Origin of the sequence: Jeotgalicoccus marinus DSM 19772, assembly GCF_000425825.1 — a bacterium.
Classification (GTDB): Bacteria; Bacillota; Bacilli; order Staphylococcales; family Salinicoccaceae; genus Jeotgalicoccus; species Jeotgalicoccus marinus.
The window spans coordinates 1-19,353 of record NZ_AUEE01000018.1; the positions used below are offsets into that span (position 1 = coordinate 1).

General features: G+C 37.1%; 19 protein-coding genes, 3 tRNA genes, 1 rRNA gene and 1 pseudogene. 4 read left to right on the forward strand and 20 right to left on the reverse strand.

Annotated features, from left to right (window positions below; genetic code table 11):
• The 4 genes from H624_RS0108665 to H624_RS0108680 all read right to left on the reverse strand — a co-directional run.
• Positions 1-192, reverse strand: a 16S ribosomal RNA gene (locus H624_RS0108665); the annotation flags it as partial.
• Between the two features lie 171 nt (positions 193-363).
• Positions 364-437: transfer RNA gene (locus H624_RS0108670), tRNA-Gly, on the reverse strand.
• Between the two features lie 39 nt (positions 438-476).
• Positions 477-565 (reverse strand) — tRNA-Leu (locus tag H624_RS0108675).
• A gap of 199 nt (positions 566-764) precedes the next feature.
• Positions 765-839, reverse strand: a tRNA-Glu gene (locus tag H624_RS0108680).
• A 304-nt stretch (positions 840-1,143) separates the two neighbouring features.
• On the opposite strand from H624_RS0108680, the gene H624_RS0108685 reads away from it, so the two are divergent.
• Entirely contained in the window at positions 1,144-2,643 is a 1,500-nt protein-coding gene (locus H624_RS0108685; protein WP_026867236.1) for a catalase, read from the forward strand.
• 55 nt (positions 2,644-2,698) lie between these two features.
• Here the strand turns inward: H624_RS0108685 and H624_RS0108690 are convergent, their stop codons facing one another.
• From H624_RS0108690 to H624_RS0108760, 15 genes are all read right to left on the reverse strand, one after another.
• Positions 2,699-4,840: a Tex family protein gene (locus H624_RS0108690; protein ID WP_026867237.1), complete on the reverse strand. Its 2,142-nt coding sequence runs from the start codon at positions 4,838-4,840 to the stop codon at positions 2,699-2,701.
• 55 nt (positions 4,841-4,895) lie between these two features.
• A complete protein-coding gene (gene sigB, locus H624_RS0108695; protein ID WP_026867238.1) occupies positions 4,896-5,675 on the reverse strand; it encodes an RNA polymerase sigma factor SigB in 780 nt (259 codons plus the stop codon).
• On the reverse strand, positions 5,653-6,126 hold the full coding sequence (gene rsbW / locus H624_RS0108700) for an anti-sigma B factor RsbW (protein WP_026867239.1): 474 nt from the start codon (positions 6,124-6,126) through the stop codon (positions 5,653-5,655). Before rsbW ends, sigB begins: the two co-directional genes overlap by 23 nt.
• A gap of 2 nt (positions 6,127-6,128) precedes the next feature.
• Positions 6,129-6,455 (reverse strand): STAS domain-containing protein, encoded by a 327-nt coding sequence (locus tag H624_RS0108705; RefSeq protein ID WP_026867240.1) that lies wholly within the window; start codon positions 6,453-6,455, stop codon positions 6,129-6,131.
• 82 nt (positions 6,456-6,537) lie between these two features.
• A complete protein-coding gene (locus tag H624_RS0108710; RefSeq protein ID WP_051220551.1) occupies positions 6,538-7,554 on the reverse strand; it encodes a PP2C family protein-serine/threonine phosphatase in 1,017 nt (338 codons plus the stop codon).
• Positions 7,555-7,598: 44 nt separating this feature from the next.
• A complete protein-coding gene (locus tag H624_RS0108715) occupies positions 7,599-7,982 on the reverse strand; it encodes a type II toxin-antitoxin system PemK/MazF family toxin (RefSeq protein ID WP_026867242.1) in 384 nt (127 codons plus the stop codon).
• Positions 7,983-8,168: a hypothetical protein gene (locus H624_RS0108720; RefSeq protein WP_198687400.1), complete on the reverse strand. Its 186-nt coding sequence runs from the start codon at positions 8,166-8,168 to the stop codon at positions 7,983-7,985.
• An 86-nt stretch (positions 8,169-8,254) separates the two neighbouring features.
• Positions 8,255-9,406 carry an alanine racemase gene (gene alr / locus H624_RS0108725; RefSeq protein ID WP_026867244.1) on the reverse strand — a complete coding sequence of 384 codons (1,152 nt, stop codon included), beginning with the start codon at positions 9,404-9,406 and terminating at the stop codon, positions 8,255-8,257.
• A complete protein-coding gene (gene acpS, locus H624_RS0108730; protein ID WP_026867245.1) occupies positions 9,403-9,756 on the reverse strand; it encodes a holo-ACP synthase in 354 nt (117 codons plus the stop codon). The genes alr and acpS overlap by 4 nt, the downstream gene beginning before the upstream one ends.
• A complete protein-coding gene (locus H624_RS0108735) occupies positions 9,753-10,238 on the reverse strand; it encodes a PH domain-containing protein (protein WP_026867246.1) in 486 nt (161 codons plus the stop codon). The genes acpS and H624_RS0108735 overlap by 4 nt, the downstream gene beginning before the upstream one ends.
• A complete protein-coding gene (locus H624_RS0108740) occupies positions 10,183-11,757 on the reverse strand; it encodes a PH domain-containing protein (protein ID WP_026867247.1) in 1,575 nt (524 codons plus the stop codon). Before H624_RS0108740 ends, H624_RS0108735 begins: the two co-directional genes overlap by 56 nt.
• Entirely contained in the window at positions 11,750-12,205 is a 456-nt protein-coding gene (locus tag H624_RS0108745; RefSeq protein WP_198687397.1) for a PH domain-containing protein, read from the reverse strand. Before H624_RS0108745 ends, H624_RS0108740 begins: the two co-directional genes overlap by 8 nt.
• Positions 12,206-12,308: 103 nt before the next feature.
• Complete coding sequence (locus H624_RS0108750; RefSeq protein WP_026867249.1) at positions 12,309-13,805, reverse strand: DEAD/DEAH box helicase; 1,497 nt, start codon at positions 13,803-13,805, stop codon at positions 12,309-12,311.
• 70 nt (positions 13,806-13,875) lie between these two features.
• Positions 13,876-14,577, reverse strand: coding sequence for an alpha/beta hydrolase (locus H624_RS11955; protein WP_342664968.1), 702 nt, complete (start codon positions 14,575-14,577; stop codon positions 13,876-13,878).
• The gene (locus H624_RS0108760) at positions 14,570-15,922 is read right to left on the reverse strand and encodes a UDP-N-acetylmuramoyl-tripeptide--D-alanyl-D-alanine ligase (RefSeq protein ID WP_026867250.1); all 1,353 of its coding nucleotides are present in this window, start codon (positions 15,920-15,922) and stop codon (positions 14,570-14,572) included. The genes H624_RS11955 and H624_RS0108760 overlap by 8 nt, the downstream gene beginning before the upstream one ends.
• 92 nt (positions 15,923-16,014) lie before the next feature.
• Here H624_RS0108760 and H624_RS0108765 point away from each other — a divergent pair, with 92 nt between their 5' ends.
• Positions 16,015-17,199, forward strand: coding sequence for an FtsW/RodA/SpoVE family cell cycle protein (locus H624_RS0108765; RefSeq protein ID WP_026867251.1), 1,185 nt, complete (start codon positions 16,015-16,017; stop codon positions 17,197-17,199).
• Between the two features lie 42 nt (positions 17,200-17,241).
• On the opposite strand, the gene H624_RS12720 is transcribed toward H624_RS0108765, so the two are convergent.
• Complete coding sequence (locus tag H624_RS12720; RefSeq protein ID WP_166626927.1) at positions 17,242-17,391, reverse strand: Lmo0850 family protein; 150 nt, start codon at positions 17,389-17,391, stop codon at positions 17,242-17,244.
• Between the two features lie 132 nt (positions 17,392-17,523).
• Between H624_RS12720 and cls the strand changes: the two genes are divergently transcribed.
• Both cls and H624_RS12770 read left to right on the forward strand, forming a co-directional pair.
• On the forward strand, positions 17,524-19,008 hold the full coding sequence (cls, locus tag H624_RS0108775) for a cardiolipin synthase (RefSeq protein WP_026867252.1): 1,485 nt from the start codon (positions 17,524-17,526) through the stop codon (positions 19,006-19,008).
• Between the two features lie 119 nt (positions 19,009-19,127).
• Positions 19,128-19,353, forward strand: a pseudogene (locus H624_RS12770) (ISL3 family transposase); the annotation flags it as partial.

The following is a 19,353-nucleotide window of genomic DNA, read 5'->3' on the forward strand; positions in this document are numbered from 1 at the left end:
TGTAATCCAACTTATCCGGTATTAGCTACCGTTTCCGGTAGTTATCCCAGTCTAAAGGGTAGGTTGCCCACGTGTTACTCACCCGTCCGCCGCTCGATTGTAAGGAGCAAGCTCCTTACGCTCGCGCTCGACTTGCATGTATTAGGCACGCCGCCAGCGTTCATCCTGAGCCAGGATCAAACTCTCCATGATTGGAAAGCTTTTACTAAGCTCACTCGATACTGCTGACAGTATCTACTTGCGTTTGTATTGTTCGCCTCAATCTGTGCTCCTATCTTAATAGAAGACTTTTTATTCGGAATTAAACGTTGACATATTGTCATTCAGTTTTCAATGTTCTCGTTTTTAAAACAATTTAATAAATGGAGCGGGTGATCGGGATCGAACCGACGACATCAGCTTGGAAGGCTGAGGTTATGCCATTTAACTACACCCGCATAGGTATAATATTGAGTATAAGATTTAAAGCGTCTTAATGGTGCGGCTGAGAGGACTTGAACCTCCACGGGATTTAACTCCCACTAGGCCCTCAACCTAGCGCGTCTGCCGATTCCGCCACAACCGCTAAAAGTATATTTAAGATGTTTGTTCTTTTTAGCGACATCTTTCATTATAACCTTTCGAGAGTATGATGTCAAGAACTTTTTTGTGATTTTTCTGTAAGTACTTTCGCTTAGTTGCTTAAGCTCTAACAGTTTAGATTTAAAATTATACTTTCTTATAAAGTATAAGTCAATGATTAATTTATATTTTTTTAAAATTAATGGTGACCCGTACGGGACTCGAACCCGTGTTACCGCCGTGAAAGGGCGGTGTCTTAACCGCTTGACCAACGGGCCAACTTATTAAAATAACAACGTTTACTAATATACAGACATTCTTATATTAAGTCAATACATTCTTCACAATTTATTTTATGTTTTATATCTTTATTGACTCCCTTCTATATAATGTAACTTTTAAGTATCATTTTATTCTCATTTAGTTAGCTAAGCACTATGTTCATTAAGAATAAGCATTACGTTTTCCTTGTGTAAAATACTTGTAAAGATATTCATTTACTTCGGTTTAGAAGCTTGCTTTTGTTACTTATACTTGATATAGTTTATTTATAATAATTCTAATTAATGGAGGCAGTTATTGATGACTAATAAAGATAATAGACTTACTACTCTTTTCGGCAATCCCGTTGGTGATCGTGAAAATACAATGACAGCTGGACCACGTGGTCCTCTTGTAATGCAAGATCCTTACTTCTTAGATATGATGGCTCACTTTGACCGTGAAGTTATCCCTGAACGTCGTATGCACGCTAAAGGTTCAGGTGCATTTGGTACATTTAAAGTCACACATGACATTACACAGTACACGAAAGCTAAAATCTTTAGTGAAGTTGGGAAAGAAACAGAAATGTTTGCTCGCTTCTCTACAGTAGCTGGTGAACGTGGTGCTGCAGATGCTGAACGTGACATCCGTGGTTTCGCACTTAAATTCTACACCGAAGATGGTAACTGGGATTTAGTTGGTAACAACACACCAGTATTCTTCTTCCGTGACCCTAAACTTTTCCCAAGTTTAAACCACGTTGTTAAACGTGATCCTAAAACAAACATGAAAAATGCTGAAAGTAACTGGGACTTCTGGACTAACCTTCCTGAAGCATTACACCAAGTTACTATAGTAATGTCAGACCGTGGTATTCCTAAAGGTTTCAGAAACATGCATGGTTTCGGTTCACACACTTATAGCATGATTAATGAAGATAATGAACGCGTGTGGGTTAAATTCCACTTCAGAACTCAACAAGGTATTGAAAACTATACTAATGAAGAAGCAGAATCAGTTGTTGGTAAAGACCGTGAATCTTCACAAAGAGATTTATTCAATGCAATTGAAGAAGGAAGCTTCCCTAAATGGAAAGTGTACATTCAAGTGATGACTGAAGAACAAGCTAAAACTCACCCAGATAACCCATTCGATTTAACTAAAGTATGGTACAAAGGTGACTACCCACTCATCCCAGTTGGTGAGTTTGAATTAAATAAAAACCCTGAAAACTACTTCGCTGAAGTAGAACAAGCAGCATTTGCACCAACAAATATTGTGCCTGGTATCGGATTCTCTCCAGATAAGATGCTACAAGGTCGTATCTTCTCATATGGAGACACCCAAAGATACCGTCTTGGTGTGAACCACCACCAAATTCCAGTGAACTCACCAAAAGGTGCAACGAATGTTTGCCCATTCTCTAGAGACGGTGCAATGCGTGTAGATGGTAACATGGGCTCTGGTGTTAACTACTATCCTAACAGTTACGGTGCGCATAACTCGGATCCTGACGCAAAACAGCCTGCATTAGATCTTGAAACTGCATCAATCTATGAGCACAATTTCCGTGATGACGATGATAACTACTTCGAACAGCCTGGTAAACTCTTCCGTTTACAGTCTGATGAAGAGAAACAACGTCTATTCAGAAATACTGCTGACGATATGGCTGAAACAACAACACGTACTAAACACCGTCATATCTATAACTGCTACCAAGCAGATCCGGATTACGGTAAAGGTGTTGCAGCTGCACTTGGTATCGACATCAATGATGTAGATCTTGAAAACCCTGATTACTTCCACAACATGTAAAAAAGTAAATATGAAAATGGCGGGAAATCTATTTAAATAGATTTCCCGCCATTTTTTATACATCCTTCATTGTTAAAGCAATTCTATTTTTCTTTACATCTACATCCATTACTTTTACTTCTACAATATCTCCAGTATTTACTACGTCTAAAGGATGTTTGATATATCTATTAGCAATTTGAGAAATATGAACAAGTCCATCTTGTTTCACACCAATATCAACAAAAGCCCCAAAATCTGTTACATTTCTTACTGTCCCTGATAAAGTCATACCAGATTTTAAGTCTTCAATACTTAAAACATCAGATTTTAAGAGTGGAGTATCGTACTGATCACGTACGTCTCTAAGTGGTGCTTTCAAACTTTCGATAATATCTTCCAAGGTAGGTACACCTAAATCTAATGTTGTAGCAAGCTCTCTAACGTTGATTGATGACAGTTTTCCTCGGATTTTTTCTGTTCCTAAAGCATCAATAGTTAAACCTAGAATTTTAATTAATTCATATGTTTTTTTATATTGCTCAGGGTGAATCTGAGTCATATCCAGCGGTTCTTTACCGTTGAATATTCTTAAGAACCCGACACATTGTTCATAGGTTTTATTACCTAAGCGCGCAACTTTCTTCAGCTCACTTCTCTTTTTGAAGCCACCATTTTCCTGACGATATAGGACAATATTTTTACTAATAGCCGGCGTGAGCCCTGCAACGTGTTGTAAAAGCGTCACTGATGCTGTATTCAAATCGACACCTACTTGGTTAACAGCTGTTTCAACGACAAAATCTAAAGATTCCGTTAGGAATTTCTGATTAATATCATGTTGATATTGCCCAACACCAATTGATTTTGGATCAATTTTTACAAGTTCACTAAGCGGGTCATGAACACGTCTCGCAATCGACACCGCGCTACGTTCTTCTACGTTAAAGTCAGGAAACTCTACTCTCGCGATTTCTGAGGCTGAATACACACTCGCCCCTGCTTCGTTAACGATAATATAACTCAAATCTAAATTCTCTTCACTGATGAGTGAGCCGACAAATTCCTCTGACTCCCTTGATGCGGTTCCGTTACCAATAGCAATTAAAGACACATCATATTGTTTAATTAGATTAACTATCTTTTTCTTCGCTTCATCTTTTTTATTTACAGGCTTATGTGGGTAAACAACATCTTTAGCTAAAAAACTTCCTGTCTCATCAATGACTGCCAGCTTACAACCTGTTCTATAGGCAGGATCTAAACCGAGAATAATTCTTCCTTTTAGCGGTGGTTGTAATAAAAGACGTTTTAAGTTTTCTTCAAAGACGTCAACAGCGTGCTTTTCACTTTTTTCCTTTAAATCAGAACGGATCTCTCTCTCAAGTGAAGGTAGTAATAAACGCTTCAGACTATCTTCAATTGCGTCAGTTATTAGGTCAGCCGTCTTAGCACCATGTTTAATAACTTTTCCTTTTAAGTACTCAATAAATTTCTCGTTGTCATGAGAAAACTTCACACTGAGTACCTTTAATGTTTCTCCGCGATTTAAGGCAAGAATACGGTGAGGTACAATATTTTTCACACGCTCCGTATAATCATAATACATCTCAAAGACACCTTCAGGATCGTCTGCATTTTTTCTCACAGTCGATACAAGACTCGAAGTTGCTTTAATACTTTTTAAAATATGCAAACGATAATAAGGATTATCAGATATCATTTCAGCAATGATATCTTTCGCGCCTTGAATTGCGTCATCTGCTGTAGTAACTTCTTCGTTAAGATAAGTTGCCCCAAGTGCTTGTATATCTTCAGTATCTCCTTTTAATATTTCTTTAGCCAGTGGTTCTAAGCCGAGACGTTTCGCTTCTGTTGCACGGGTTTTCTTCTTCTGTTTATAAGGACGATATAAGTCTTCCACACGACTTTGTTTGGTCTGTTTTAATATTTCTTCACGTAACTCTTTTGTTAACATGCCTTGTTCGTCAATTAAACGTATGACTTCATCTTTACGCTTGTTTAAGTTTTCTAGGTATAAATATTCTGTTTCAATTTCTTTAATCGCAACTTCATCAAGTCCCCCTGTAGCTTCTTTACGGTAACGCGCAATAAAAGGGACGGTATTCTTGTCCGCCAGGAGTTCAAGTACTATTTCAATAGGTTGCTGATTGATATTCATCTTCTGGCTAATCTGTTTAATGAGTTCCTCTGTCATATACATAATCTCCTAATATAAAAAGCCCAATCTATACAGATGGGCTTTAGTAAATTTATTCTACTTCTTTGACTGCTTCTCTCAGCTTCTTAATTGCAGAACGTTGTAAACGTGAAACATGCATTTGACTTAAGCCTATGCGTTCTCCAGTTTCTTTTTGACTGAGCCCATCGATGAATGTAGAATGAATAATTTCCTGTTCTCTATCTGAGAGAATCGGTAAAACCTTCTCTAAAATCATACGTTTTTCAGCCAAGTCATAATTGTCATCTTGTTCACCCATTACATCGAGCAAGGTAACTGTTGAGCCATCCTTATCCGCTTCGATTGAATGATCGACACTTAATGCATTATAACTTTGACCCATTTCCATTGCTTCCAATATTTCTTCTTCAGTCACTTCCAATTTGTTTGCAAGCTCTAAAATTGTCGGTGAACGCTCCAGTTCATTTGTAAGTTGGTCTGTCGTATTTTTAATTTTGGGGCCGAGTTCTTTTATACGTCTTGGAACATGAACACTCCATGTCTTATCTCGTAGATACCTTTTAATCTCCCCGACTACGGTCGGTACTAGGAAGACTTCAAAACGACGGTCAAAAGACGTATCAAAACGTTTAATTGCCCCGAGTAGGCCAAGCATGCCGACCTGGACTAAATCCTCATGATGAGACTGCCCTCTTGAATATCGAAAAGCTAAAGATTCAACTAGTTTCGTATAGTTATCGACCAGTTTACTTTGAGCTAACTGATCTTCATTTTCCTGATAGCTTTTAATAAGCTGGTTAACCTCTTCAGGTGGCAGTCCGTAATTTTTATTTTGAGATTGCTTCTCCATTCGGTTGCACCTGACTTTCGCTAATATACTTCGTCATGCTAATTGTAACACCCGGTTCTTTTTTGAATGTCACCTTGTCCATGAGAGTTTCAATAAGGAAAAGCCCAAGCCCACCTTCTCTCAAATAGTTAATATTATCATCTTCATTATAAGGACCAAGCTCTGTTTTAATCTGTTCATAATCAAAGCTTTGCCCATTATCAGCAACGATAATTTCAACCTTATCATTAAATACAGCAAAGCCAACGGAGATATCTCCTGCTTCATCTGCACTATAAGCATGCTTAACAGCATTTGTTACTGCTTCTGATACGGCAATTTTAGAATCCTCAATGTCATCATAAGTTGCACCAGCTCTTGACAACACACCTGATAAGGTTAGACGGATTAAACCAACGTATTCAGGGTTCGACGGAAACTTCATTTCTATAAAATCATATTCGCGCGTCATTATTATTCGACCTCCGAATTCTTGTTTACATACATCAAGTCACGTAAACCAGTAATTTCAAAGAGTTTCATGATTCTATCATTTACTCCAAGTACATGGAGCTCCTTGTTATGCTTATTTAAATCTTTTAAAGTTCCAACAAAAATACCTAGACCGGTAGAGTCCATGTAGTTTAATTCACTTAAGTCTACAATTAAATTGTGTTCTCCGGTAGCTGCGATCGGTTCAAAAACCTGCTTGAGTTCAGGCGCGGTATAAACATCTAACTCTCCTTTTACAGTCACTAGATATTCATCTTTATTTTCTGTCACATCAATACTAATATTCATGATTATGTACGCACTCCATTCGATTCGTTTGTAAAAAGTATGGCTCCATATTTTTACCCTAAAACATAAAATTTGAAACTTACTAAGATTTTTTATTTTTTATAATAAACATCGTTAAATCATCTCTATAGCTTTGATGACGCATACGGGTTAAATTCTCATAGATGTACTGCACTATATCTTGAGGATGCTGATCTCTATATTCTCGAATCATATCTTTAATATCTTCCATATCGATAAATGAACCGTCATGCTTTCTTAACTCAGATACACCGTCGGTAAAGACAAATAACATATCATTCACTGCTAAGTCAGTAGATACTTCCTCGTATTCCGCCTCTTGCATAACACCAAGTACCAAGCCCTTACCATCTAACTCTTCAAAAACATCCTCTTCATGACGATAAATGAATGCAGGTTCATGACCTGCACTGGAGATACATAAATTAGCTTTTTTAAAGTCATAAAGACCGTAAAACATCGTAACGAACATATTTTTATTCACGTTTTTCTCAACTAAGCGGTTGAGACGTTGTAATGATTGTGAGGGTGGGTTCGATGAAGATGTTAAATCCATCCCAAATTTCAGCATGGACATAGCAATCGCTGCAGGAATCCCTTTACCGATGACATCCGCTACCGCGAACGTTAATTTACCATCAGCGTGTTCAATAATATTGTAGTAGTCTCCACTCACTTTTCTAGCAGGTACACTAATGGCACCGAGTTCTACGTTTTCCATAACAGGTATAGACGTTTTTAACATCGTCTCTTGTAAACTAGCAGCGACATCCATTTCTTGGTCATGGCGTTCCATCTTGTTTAGCATGGCCTTATAGTCCTTGTATGTAAAACCAAAACGAATCATCACTTCTTGTAGGACTTCTAGGGAATCTTTAATTAAGGTGTAACTATTAAGTTCCATCACATCAATTAGTTCAATATGTAAAGCAATCATTTCATCAGGTGATATATCCATATCAATCGCGCGCTCACTAAAGTCGTGCGCTTTATTATAAAGTACATCATCATCCTTTGACTCTAGATGTTCCCTTATCAATGTCTTATAATCTTCAACTAAGTCATCAATATATGTCACAACGATCACCTCCTATTTTAAAAAAGACTTTTGATAACAAAAGTCTAGTTTGCAGTCTTCTTATATTTTTTCTTTTTCTTCTTACTCTTCGGCTCAAGCGCTAAACTAATCTTTAGAGCCTCTGTAACTTCTAGCATTTTTTCATCATCTAAATATGTAAGTTTTTCTTGCAAACGGGTTTTATCCACCGTTCGAATTTGTTCGAGCAGTATTACTGAATCCATGTCAAGGTTGTACTTTTCCTTGGAAATTTCAACATGTGTAGGTATCTTGGCTTTGTTTATCTTACCAGTAATGGCGGCAACAATCACAGTTGGACTGTGAAGGTTACCTACATTATTTTGGATAATAACAACAGGGCGTTTGCCCCCTTGTTCAGAACCCTGCACAGGTGAAAGATCAGCTAAATACACTTCTCCTCTTTTCATCTATTCACCATCTTTTCTGTCATTGCATGCTGCGCCATTACGCTTAGACTCTCCTAAGCTGATCCGGTACGCTTCACTTTCGGCATTGAAGCTTTCCTGGGCAATCATCAAATTAAGCTCAGCCATTTCTATATATCCTATGACTAAGTCCTTTTCCAAATCGCTGTATCCTGATAAATTCATCAATACACTCAGCTCCAAAATACATTTATATCATACTTACTTCTCATCATAACATTTAGATGTTCTTAATGCCATGTTACGCTTGAATATCAATTGATGACTTCATTTAGAATAAATGTTTCAGTCTCATTTTTATACCTACGTGGTAATCGTTTACTAAAGGCACATAGTGACTCGTAAGTAATTGTATTGACATATTCACTATACTGTTCTAAGGACTGTTTCGAATCTGCCTTATCATCAACAATTGTTACGATCTGCCCTAACTCAGTACCATCGGGTACTTTAATCATTGTAGCATCCATACAAATTGTGCCGACGATTTGACATTCTCCCCCGTCTCCCAACTGTACTGTATAGCCCTGATGTTGGCGCATTAGTCCATCTGCATAACCGATTGGTAGTGTCGCAATGACCTCATCTTGATTTGCTGTATAAGTTCTTCCATAGCTTACACTATCTCCGGCTTTAAGCTGATGTAACCCACAAATTTCACTTGTGAGTCGAGCTGAAGGAATCAGCTTCACAGATGTATTGTTTTTAACATAATCACTTGGGTAATATCCATATAAAGAAATACCACTTCTTACAGCGGTTGTGAAGTCTTCTTCTAACAGTAGAGCTCCACCAGAATTACTCATATGAATATAGGTAGGCTGTTCGACAGCTTGAACAATACCTTTAAACTTCTCAAATTCTTCAAGTGTTTCAGGACCTTCAACATCGCTAGAGGTAAAGTGACTATATATACCTTCGTAAATAAAACGCTCAAAGTGATTAATGCGATTAATCATTGCTGAAATTTCATCAATATCATCAGTTCCGTAACGGTTCATGGCACTGTTAACTTTTATATGAATCCATACCGATTTATCGTACTTATCATCTACATTATCAATCGCATCATTAACCCAATTTAAATTTGGCGCAGTCACTGCAATTCGGTGCTGGATTGCCTTGTTAATCTGTTCAGGATTAATCGTACCTAACACGAGAATCTTCTCTTTGATACCGTGCATTCTTAGAGCAATTGCCTCATCAAGTGTGGCAACAGCAAAAAATGTTACTCCCGCATCTGCAAGAAAGTTAGCCACAACTTCAGCTCCGAGGCCATAACTTTCAGCTTTAACGACTGCAATAAACGTTTTGTCATAATTCTTTGCTTGAATCGCCTTATAATTTTTTTCTATGGCTGTTAAATCAACGTCGAGTACGGTATCTCTATAGTACCTATCAATCATCTATTTTCCTCCTCAATAATCACCGTCGCAACCGCATAATCTCTAGAATGAGAGATTGAAACATGGACGTTAGGGTCACCTTTAATCATCGGCTTACCTTGTTCATCATTTATACAACAGATATCATTAAAGCTAATTGCCTTACCAATACCTGTACCGAGCGCTTTGCTATAAGCTTCTTTAACAGCAAAACGACCCGCTAAGTAAGCAGTTTTTCTATCTAAATTATTGATTGTTTGATAGTGCGTAAATTCTAAATCACTTAGAATTCTTTTAGCTAATCGATCATCCTTATTGACCTTGTGAATTCTAGAAAGTTCAATTATATCTGTTCCAAGTCCACTTATCATAAAATATTACCTGCATTTTTTTGTTGACTATTTCGATTGATCAACGTTCGAATATCACTTCGTAGTTCGTCAGCCTTTTGATTTTCCAACTCAGGAATATATAATCTTTCAGCCGATGTTTGTAAGGAAATACCTTTTAAACTCATTTTTTTCATAATGGGACCGACCGTCGTATCGATGTTTTGCACCCTAAATAATGGTACTGAAACTTCTGATTTAAACCAAATACCGCTGTGTATACGTATTTCATCCTCTAACACTTGATAACGGAAGTATTTGTACTTTAATTTCGGCGTAATCCATGCACTAATCAATAGAACCAAGAGGCCGAGACCGACTGGTATTAAAAAGATCCACCAAGGTATAAAGTCGAAAAAGAACGTAGCAATACCTATTGCTAGAGCAATCACAAACCAAATTCCTGCATTAATCAGTGCTCGAATTCTCCATAGTTTGATTGCTTTCGGTGATATCCGCTTCATCATCAGTCCCCCTCTCTATATATTTCCATATTCTCTCGATATCATCTTTTTCGATAAATTTAATTTCCGCTGACGAACTTAGTACACCACCCGGTGTCGACACTTCAATATGCCCGAGGTCTGCTCGGTGCAGGAACGGGTTTCTACGATACGTTGTATCTATAATTTTATCATGCTTAATCGCAAAGTGACGACGCGTAAAGGCTGATGCCGTCATCATGTTAATTTCATCTCCATAAATGGTATAACCAACATTCTTAGCACTATAAATACCACTTATTACAAAGATAGCTAAGAGTACTACCGCACCAATATAGATATAGGTCATGAATGACTCATCGTGGAAGAAATAAGCGAGTACGCCCACCGCGATTAAGAAAAACAGAATCGTAAATTGGAAGTATCTTCTATAAGATCGAACCGGCACTACTCTTTCAGGCGTGGTCATATGATAGTTTGGGAATATGTCCCCTATTATCTCATATAATTCTTTCTTTTTAATGAATGGGAGTAATTGAACCTTACCATCAACCTCATCTGATTCTAAAGAATCACTTGTTATCGAAACAGACAGTGCATAATAACCAATTAATCGGCGTAATAAACTGTCAGAAATAACGACATTTTGTACTCGATTTATATTCACGCTCTTGTTCTTCTTAGATAATAACCCATATTCGATAGACAGATCATCACCCCGACGTTTCAAGGTGTAATCATAGTTTCGAACCATAATAATCGTCGTACCAATAATATAACCGATTACGACAAAGATCAGTGAGGCAAGAACGACTGCCAGCACAACACTTCTAATAATATCCTCGAAGTATTCAAAGTAATTCTCAATGACAATTTCGCCACCTACGATATTAATTAAACCGAAGAATATTGCAGTAAAGACACCTAGGCCTCCACTCGTCATTGCCATGAGTAATAATTCCTTAAAGGACATCTTTTTAATCGTTTCAAAGCTTTTAATACTTTTAGTTGCAGTTTCTCTTGGCCAAGGGCTCGCATCACCTATATTGATTTCTGTTTCATCAAGTGATGTCACTGCCTCTTTCTCTTCTTTTTCCTCATAGATTGCACTTTGTATTTCACTTGCTTGAGATTTTTTTATGGTATCAATTTTAATGCCATCACCTGGTGTTAAAATATCGAGCTGAACGGCACCAAAAATCCTATGGAAAAATGGCTCATTAAAATCAATAGACTGAATGCGTTTGATGTCTAAATCTTTCTCATTTCTTGTTATGACACCGTCTTTAAAAACAAATTTATTATCCTCAATCCAAAATCTAGTTCGGTATTTATTGATCACATCATAACCAGTTAATAAGATAAATACTAAAACTAGAATACCAATACCACTAAATAATAATTTTGGACTGACTGTACCTGAGAACAGCTCTTCTCTCATATTAAACAAAATAATCAGTGTCGGTATGAACATATTTCTAATTCCTTTAACGACACTGCCTAAATATGCAACAGGGTGTAATTTCTGAGGATTATACATCGCTAGACTCCCCCTTTACAAGATCAACTATATTTTGTTTTAAGGATCTCGCCTCTTCAATTTTGAGTGGTGGCATCATTATACCTGTACCAGCAGTCTTAATTTCAACGATACCTAAATTATATTTTCTAGATAAAGGACCACTGTTGAACGTCACACCTTGTGCGCGTTTAATTGGGATCATTTGTGTTTTCACTGTAAAAAATCCTTGACGGACAACGATTCTATCTTCATGTAACTGATAAGAAGTCACCCGTGAATATATGATTGGCCTTAATATTACAAAGCTTACTAGCCAAAGGACTATGATACCTAAAAATATATAGTACAACCAAGTTGGCCAATCTAGAAAATAGACACCTACTGATGCACCAATAAGCACTAGTAATACGATCATCCAAGTGAGTAAGGCTTTAATCATTAAGTAGGGTCTTACACGCTTGTCCATTTGTATCATCGCTAACACATCCAAAATTTATTTACTTCTATAATACAACAGTCACAAAATAGAAAAAAGAGCTAGGAAATTGAGATTCCCAGCTCTGACGTTTTTATCTTTCGTGATCTTTAAATACACGACCTTGTTTACTTGTACGTCCGCCTTGTCCTTGGCGTTTGTTGTTTTTGCTGCCACGTGATTTAAAGTTGTCTCTACCACGTCTTTGGTTACCACCTCTGTGGTTACCTTTACTATAATTTGGTTTGCCTCTGCGTCCTTGACCTTTGCGAGAAAGTGGTTTTTCAAATGACAATTGAATATTGTCATCTTCTTTAGAATACAGAAGCTCATTAACTAGTGCTGCAATAATTGCTTTAGGCTCATGTTGAGTCATAAGACCTTCAGCGATTTCTCCGGTATGTTGGTTATTATTTTCTTCTAACCATTTACCAATTTTTTCATAGACTTCTTGTTCGCGTGCTTTTTCCACTTCTTTTTTACTTGGTGGACGAAGGGCACGAATTGCTTTTTTCTTATCGTTTTCAATTTGACGTAAGAAATCCATCTCAATTGGGTTAACGAAAGTTAATGCCATACCTTCTTTACCTGCACGACCTGTACGACCGATACGGTGAGTATAAGATTCAGTATCTTGTGGAATATCAAAGTTGTACACATGTGATACTCCTGAAATATCTAAACCTCTTGCTGCAACATCAGTTGCAACTAAAATATCGAGAGAGTTGTTTTTAAACTTCTTCAATACTTCAAGTCGTTTGGATTGTGTAATGTCACCGTGCAAGCCTTCAGCTCTGTAACCTTTGGCAATTAATGCACTTGTTAATTCGTCAACACGGCGTTTTGTACGACCAAAAACAATCGCAAGTTCTGGTTGGTGAACATCTAAGAAAGATGTAAATACAGATAATTTCTCTAACTCTTTAACAATTGTATAAAACTCATCGATTAAAGGGTCTGAGTTATTTTGATTCATCGTCTTCACAACTGTCGGATTCTTCATAAAACGTGTCACTAGATCTTGGATTGCACGTGGCATCGTCGCAGAGAATAGAAGTGTCTGACGGCCTTCTTCAGGTACTTTACTCATGATGAATTTAACATCATCAATAAAGCCCATGTTCATCATTTCATCCGCTTCGTCTAAAACAATTGTCTGTACATCTTCTAATTTTAGTGTGCGGCGATTAATATGATCAATCATACGTCCTGGCGTTCCGACGATGATCTCCGGTTTTCTCTTCAAATCTTTGATTTGACGTTCAATGCTCATACCACCAAAAATAACGGCAGTCGTTAATTTCTTTCTCTTAGCAAATGCCTTTAACTGATCGGCTACTTGTACAGCTAACTCTCTTGTCGGTGTTAGAACAATCACCTGAGTACCTGCACCTTTAGTTGTGTTTTCAACGATTGGGATACCGAAAGCACCAGTTTTACCAGTACCAGTCTGTGCTTGCCCAAGGATATCCTTTCTCTCTAATGCTAATGGAATACTTTCTTCCTGGATGGGAGTAGGTTCAGTGAACCCCATATCAGTAATGGCCTGTATTGTCTCATCACTGATTCCTAATTCTTTAAAAATCTTCAAACTTTAGTCTCCTTTGACTATTCATTTCTCGCATGTACAACTTCTCTATAGTAACACTTCACGCCTCAATTCACAAGGTCTTTTCTTGACTACCCTTAAAGCAAAAACGCTCGACTAAAATATTGGCCTCCAGCAGCTTCTCTTCTGTAAACATCAATAGGTGCGGCCCATGCTCAAGTAAAAACAATTGCGAGTTAGGCATTTGTTCATGCGCTTTTACACTTGCTTGATAAGGCACTAATAAATCAATCTTGCCGTGTATGAATATAACAGGACATGTCACTTTTCTTAAATCACCAGTTTTTGCTTCCACTATTTTGACGAATTCATTCATCGCTCGAAGTGGGATATTTTTTAATCGTGGACTCACTCTTCTAATCATATTATATCTCAAATGATCCTTCACAACACTTGATGAGAGGTTTAAACGATGCAACTTTGAAATTTTAGTGTGATCGAAGGCCGGTGCGATTAAAATTAATTTATCAACATGGTAATTTTGCGCGAGGTAAGATGCAAAGACGCCACCCATAGAGTAGCCAATGATGTATATTTCATCCACTCTCTTAGTTAGATTAAAATACGCCTTTTCTGCTTCTTGATACCAATCATCACCAGCTAGGCCCACTAAGCTTAAAGTGTAGCCATGACCTGGGTACACAGGAAATTCATAATCAAAATCATATCGCTTTTTTAAATATTTAAATGTTGGCTCTAATTCAAAACGCCCACCTGTATAGCCATGTAGAAATAAGATGCCGACTTTAGCGATCTTGTATCACCCTTTCTAAGGCCATTCCCCTAGAACCTTTTAATAAGATTGCTGTATCTTTATTTAGATGTTCTATCACCTGATCTCTCAAGTCCTCAATTGTCCCGATATGCATTTTGTTTTTAGTCTCTAAAATATTATGAATGTACTCTGTATGCTCACCGAATGTATATATATAGGTAAAGTCTGTTGGCAATTCATTGATGAAGTGCCCAACTGCCTCATGAAGTTCCTTAGAATAACTACCGAGTTCTAGAATGTCACCGAGCACTAGAATTTTGTTGGTGTAGTCGAGTTGACTCATTGTATCAATTGCACTGATCATACTAGCCTTAGATGCATTGTATGCATCATTAATAATTAGAGCACCACTCTTGTCCTCAATACGTTCCATTCTCATTGTTGTCACTTTTAAGTTTTCCAGATTTGCTTTACTTTCAGCTAAGCTAACACCTAAACTTTCAGCAACTAAAATAGCGAGTGATGCATTCAGTGCGTTATGGGCACCAAGTTGAGGAATCGAAACCACTTCGCCTTTAAATGTAAATTGCGTACCTTCACCATTTGCGCTGATATCCGTAATCAACGCTTCATTTTCTTCATTTAAACCAGCTGTTTTTAATGTATATGGTACATCTTTTTTAACGATGTTTTCTAAGAGTTGATAATCTTTAGAATAAATGAATGTACCCTCATCTTTTAATTCATCAACTATTTCGTATTTTGCCTTAGCAATATTTTCTCTAGAACCTAACATTTCTATATGGGATTCACCGACACTAGTAATCACTGCAATATCTGGTTTTGCAAGCTGACTTAAAAAACTAATATCTTTTAGTCGGTCCATCCCCATCTCTAAAATTGAAACCTCAGTATCCGCTTCAAGCTGTAAGATCGTTAATGGCATACCAATTTCATTATTAAAATTACCGATTGTTTTTTGCACCTTGTACCGTTTATTTAAAACACATTCAATCATGTCCTTGGTCGTCGTCTTACCATTTGACCCTGTCACAGCAACAACCTTCGGTGCAATTTCATTCAAATATACCTGGCTAATCTTCTGAAGGGCTTTTAATCCATCCTCAACAAGTATAGTAGGATAACTCGACTCCATATCGTCTTGTTCACTTAAGGTTAGCGCTGCACCCTTTTCAAAAGCCATATCTATAAAACGATGACCATCGACATTTTCACCTTTGAACGGAATGAATAAGTTATTTGTTTCAATTGTGCGTGTATCGATGGAGACACCCTCGATATAATTATCTTTTAAAGTTTCAGCCTTCTTATTTAATGTACCGCCACAGGCCAAAGCGATTTGCTCAAACGTTCTTTTTATCATTTTCTTCATCCTAATTTTTCTTATTTACTGATATAATTATAAAATAGTTGTATACTAAATGTCATGATTTCTATATGAATTAGGTGACTTACGTGAGTAATAATAAATATCAACGACAAAATATAAATATATTCGCACGCGTCGACTGGATTTTAATCATTTTAATCTTGTTATTAGCAACTGTCAGTGTGATTGCCATCCATTCTGCGATGACGAGTGGTCAGTACGGTACAGATTTTGGTACGCGTCAAATCATGTTCTACGCACTCGGTTTTGTTATAGCACTCGGCTTAATGTGTATCCCCTTTAAATTAATAAAGTCCTATACTTGGATCTTATATACAGTAGGCGTCCTGAGTTTACTCATCCTGTATATTGCGCCAGTCTCATCAATTACACCGATTATTAACGGGGCTAAGAGTTGGTATCAGTTCGGGTTCTTCAGCATCCAACCTTCAGAGTTCGTTAAAATCATTTATATTTTAACGATGGCTTACGTGATTAGTCAGCACAATAAATACAAGCTCACCGACACACTGGCCATGGATCTAAGATTGTTGCTCAAATTAATTTTAGTTTCAGTGTTGCCGATGATCTTAATTCTCCTACAAAACGACATGGGTACTGTACTCGTGATGATTGCAATTTTCCTCGGCTTAGTCATTGTATCCGGTATTAGTTGGTGGCTCATCATTCCAACTTTTACTGTTGCTGCAACGACTGGAATTGCATTAATCTTAGGCATACTTTACCGTCCAGATATTCTTGAGAAATACTTAGGTATTCACCCCTATCAATTTGAGCGTATCTATTCTTGGTTAACGCCTGAGGCCTTCCAATCAGACAGTGGCTTCCAATTGACCAATTCACTGATTGCAATTGGTTCAGGTGGAATTACTGGTAAAGGTTATACAGATGGTATTATATATATTCCAGAAAATCACACAGACTTTATCTTTACGATTATCGGCGAGGAGTTCGGATTCATAGGATCAACTATTGTAATTCTGATTTTATTTATGTTGATTATGCATTTGATTCGTATGGCTTTTCAAGCGACTGATAGCTTTGCATCTTATTTTATAATCGGCTATATTGCACTCTTGGTCTTCCACATCTTCCAGAACATCGGTATGACGATTCAGCTTGTACCAATTACAGGATTACCTTTACCGTTTATAAGTTATGGTGGTAGTGGACTTTGGTCGAACATGGTCGCAGTTGGTGTACTCTTAAGTATGTACTTCCATCACCTATCCGGTCCAAAATTAAAATAAAAAACTGCTGTGGAGGCGTTATGCATCTACAGCAGTTTTCTTTTAAATATTATTTTCTTTCAGTCTAAGTTGTTCCTTGTTAGCAATACGGTTCATAATTTCAAAACGAGATTTCGAAGATGAGACCTTCACGCCGAGTTCATGCAGCATCTGGACGACTTCCTTAACTTTACTTGTGTCGTTTTTGCGCATATGGACACTCCCTTTTTATAGCTAACTTTATTGTACTTCTTTATAATATAATTATCTATACTTTTCAGAGAGAAAATATTACAGACTTATTACAAAACTATTTTATATTATTTTTTAGAAAGGGATTCAAGCATGTATATTCCGTTTACAGACATTTATATAACGGACCAAGTGGTGTTTACAGTTATTACTGCTATTATATTTTTTGTAAACTTCTTACTCGCCATTGGTATAATATTTTTAGAACGACGTAGTGCACAAAGTGTTTGGGCTTGGATGCTCGTCCTGTTCTTCCTACCGATTGTCGGTTTCTTATTATATATACTTTTTGGTAGAACGATTTATCGACAACAAATATTTAAAATAGATGAAAAAGATAAGGTTGGTCTCGAACACTTAGTCAGTGAACAACTAGAGGAAATCAGAGAGAATCGCCTATCCTTTTCTAATATCACCGCAGAGAAGCATAAAAAACAAATACATATGCTCCTTTATAACAACCAGTCCTTTGTCACAAGTAACAATGATGTGACAACCTATACCAACATGAATGACAAATTTGACCAAATGATCAGAGATATAGATGATGCAGAAGATCACATTCATTTCCAATATTACATCTTCAAACTCGATGGTATTGGGAACCGTTTGTATAAAGCACTTTTAAAGAAACAAAAAGAAGGCGTCTCTGTGAGAATACTATACGATGATATAGGCTCACGGTCTTTATCTTTAAGAAATTTCTCTGATATAAGAGAGCAAGGCGGTTTAGTTGAGGCTTTCTTTCCTAGCAAACTACCACTCATCAACCCACGTATCAACAACAGAAACCATAGGAAAATTGTGGTTATCGATGGACGTATCGGTTATATCGGCGGGTCAAACGTCGGTGATGAGTACATCGGGCTGAGTCCTGAAATGGGTGCTTGGCGTGACACACACTTACGTATCGAAGGTAATGCCGTGAAATCTTTACAGATTCGTTTCATGTTAGACTGGAACTCTCATGATACACGTAATAATATGCACAATACTGAGCGATTCTTTCCTGAGCTACCATCTGTTGGTGACACGACGATGCAAATTGCTTCAAGTGGGCCAGATGAGAACTATCAACAAATTAAATATGGCTACTTAAAAATGATTTATAACGCGAAAGATACGATATATATTCAATCTCCATATTTCATTCCAGATCAGTCAATAATGGAAGCTTTAAGAATTGCTATTCTAGCAGGGATCAAAGTATACATCATGATTCCAAGCTTCCCAGACCATCCCTTTGTTTACTGGGCAACTTATTCAAATGTTGGTACTTTGATGCGTATGGGGGCAAATATCTACATGTATCAACCAGGATTCTTACATCAAAAAGTATTTATTATTGATGATGAAGTTGTATCTGTGGGTACGACTAATGTTGACAACAGAAGCTTTATCTTAAACTTTGAAGTCAATGCATTTATGTATGATAAGGAAGAAGCTAAAAAGCATCGTCTCATATTCGAAAATGATATTCAGTATTGTGAAATATTAACTGAAGAAAAGTATGATGATAGAGGTTTATGGATTAAGTTAAAAGAAGGCTTAGCCAATCTCATATCACCGGTTCTATAATAAATACGGTTGATGACTAAAAATCATCAACCGTATTTTTCTATAAAATGATACAAAAATAGCGCAAATGTTCTTATACTAAAGTCACCACAACTCAATAGAAAGGAACATTTACGCCTATGACTCATTTTATATCATCTTTACTTCAAATTAAAGAGCCTAATCTCGATTATACAAAGTCCACTGTTGAAGAAGTTTTCTATAAGGGTATTAAGTCCCTATTTATCACTGCCAAACTCACATATAATCCGACACATTGTCCAGCGTGTGGATGTATCAATGCCGATTATAGTATTGTCAAAAATGGCACGCGTACATCCCGAATCACCTTACCTCATGTTTCAG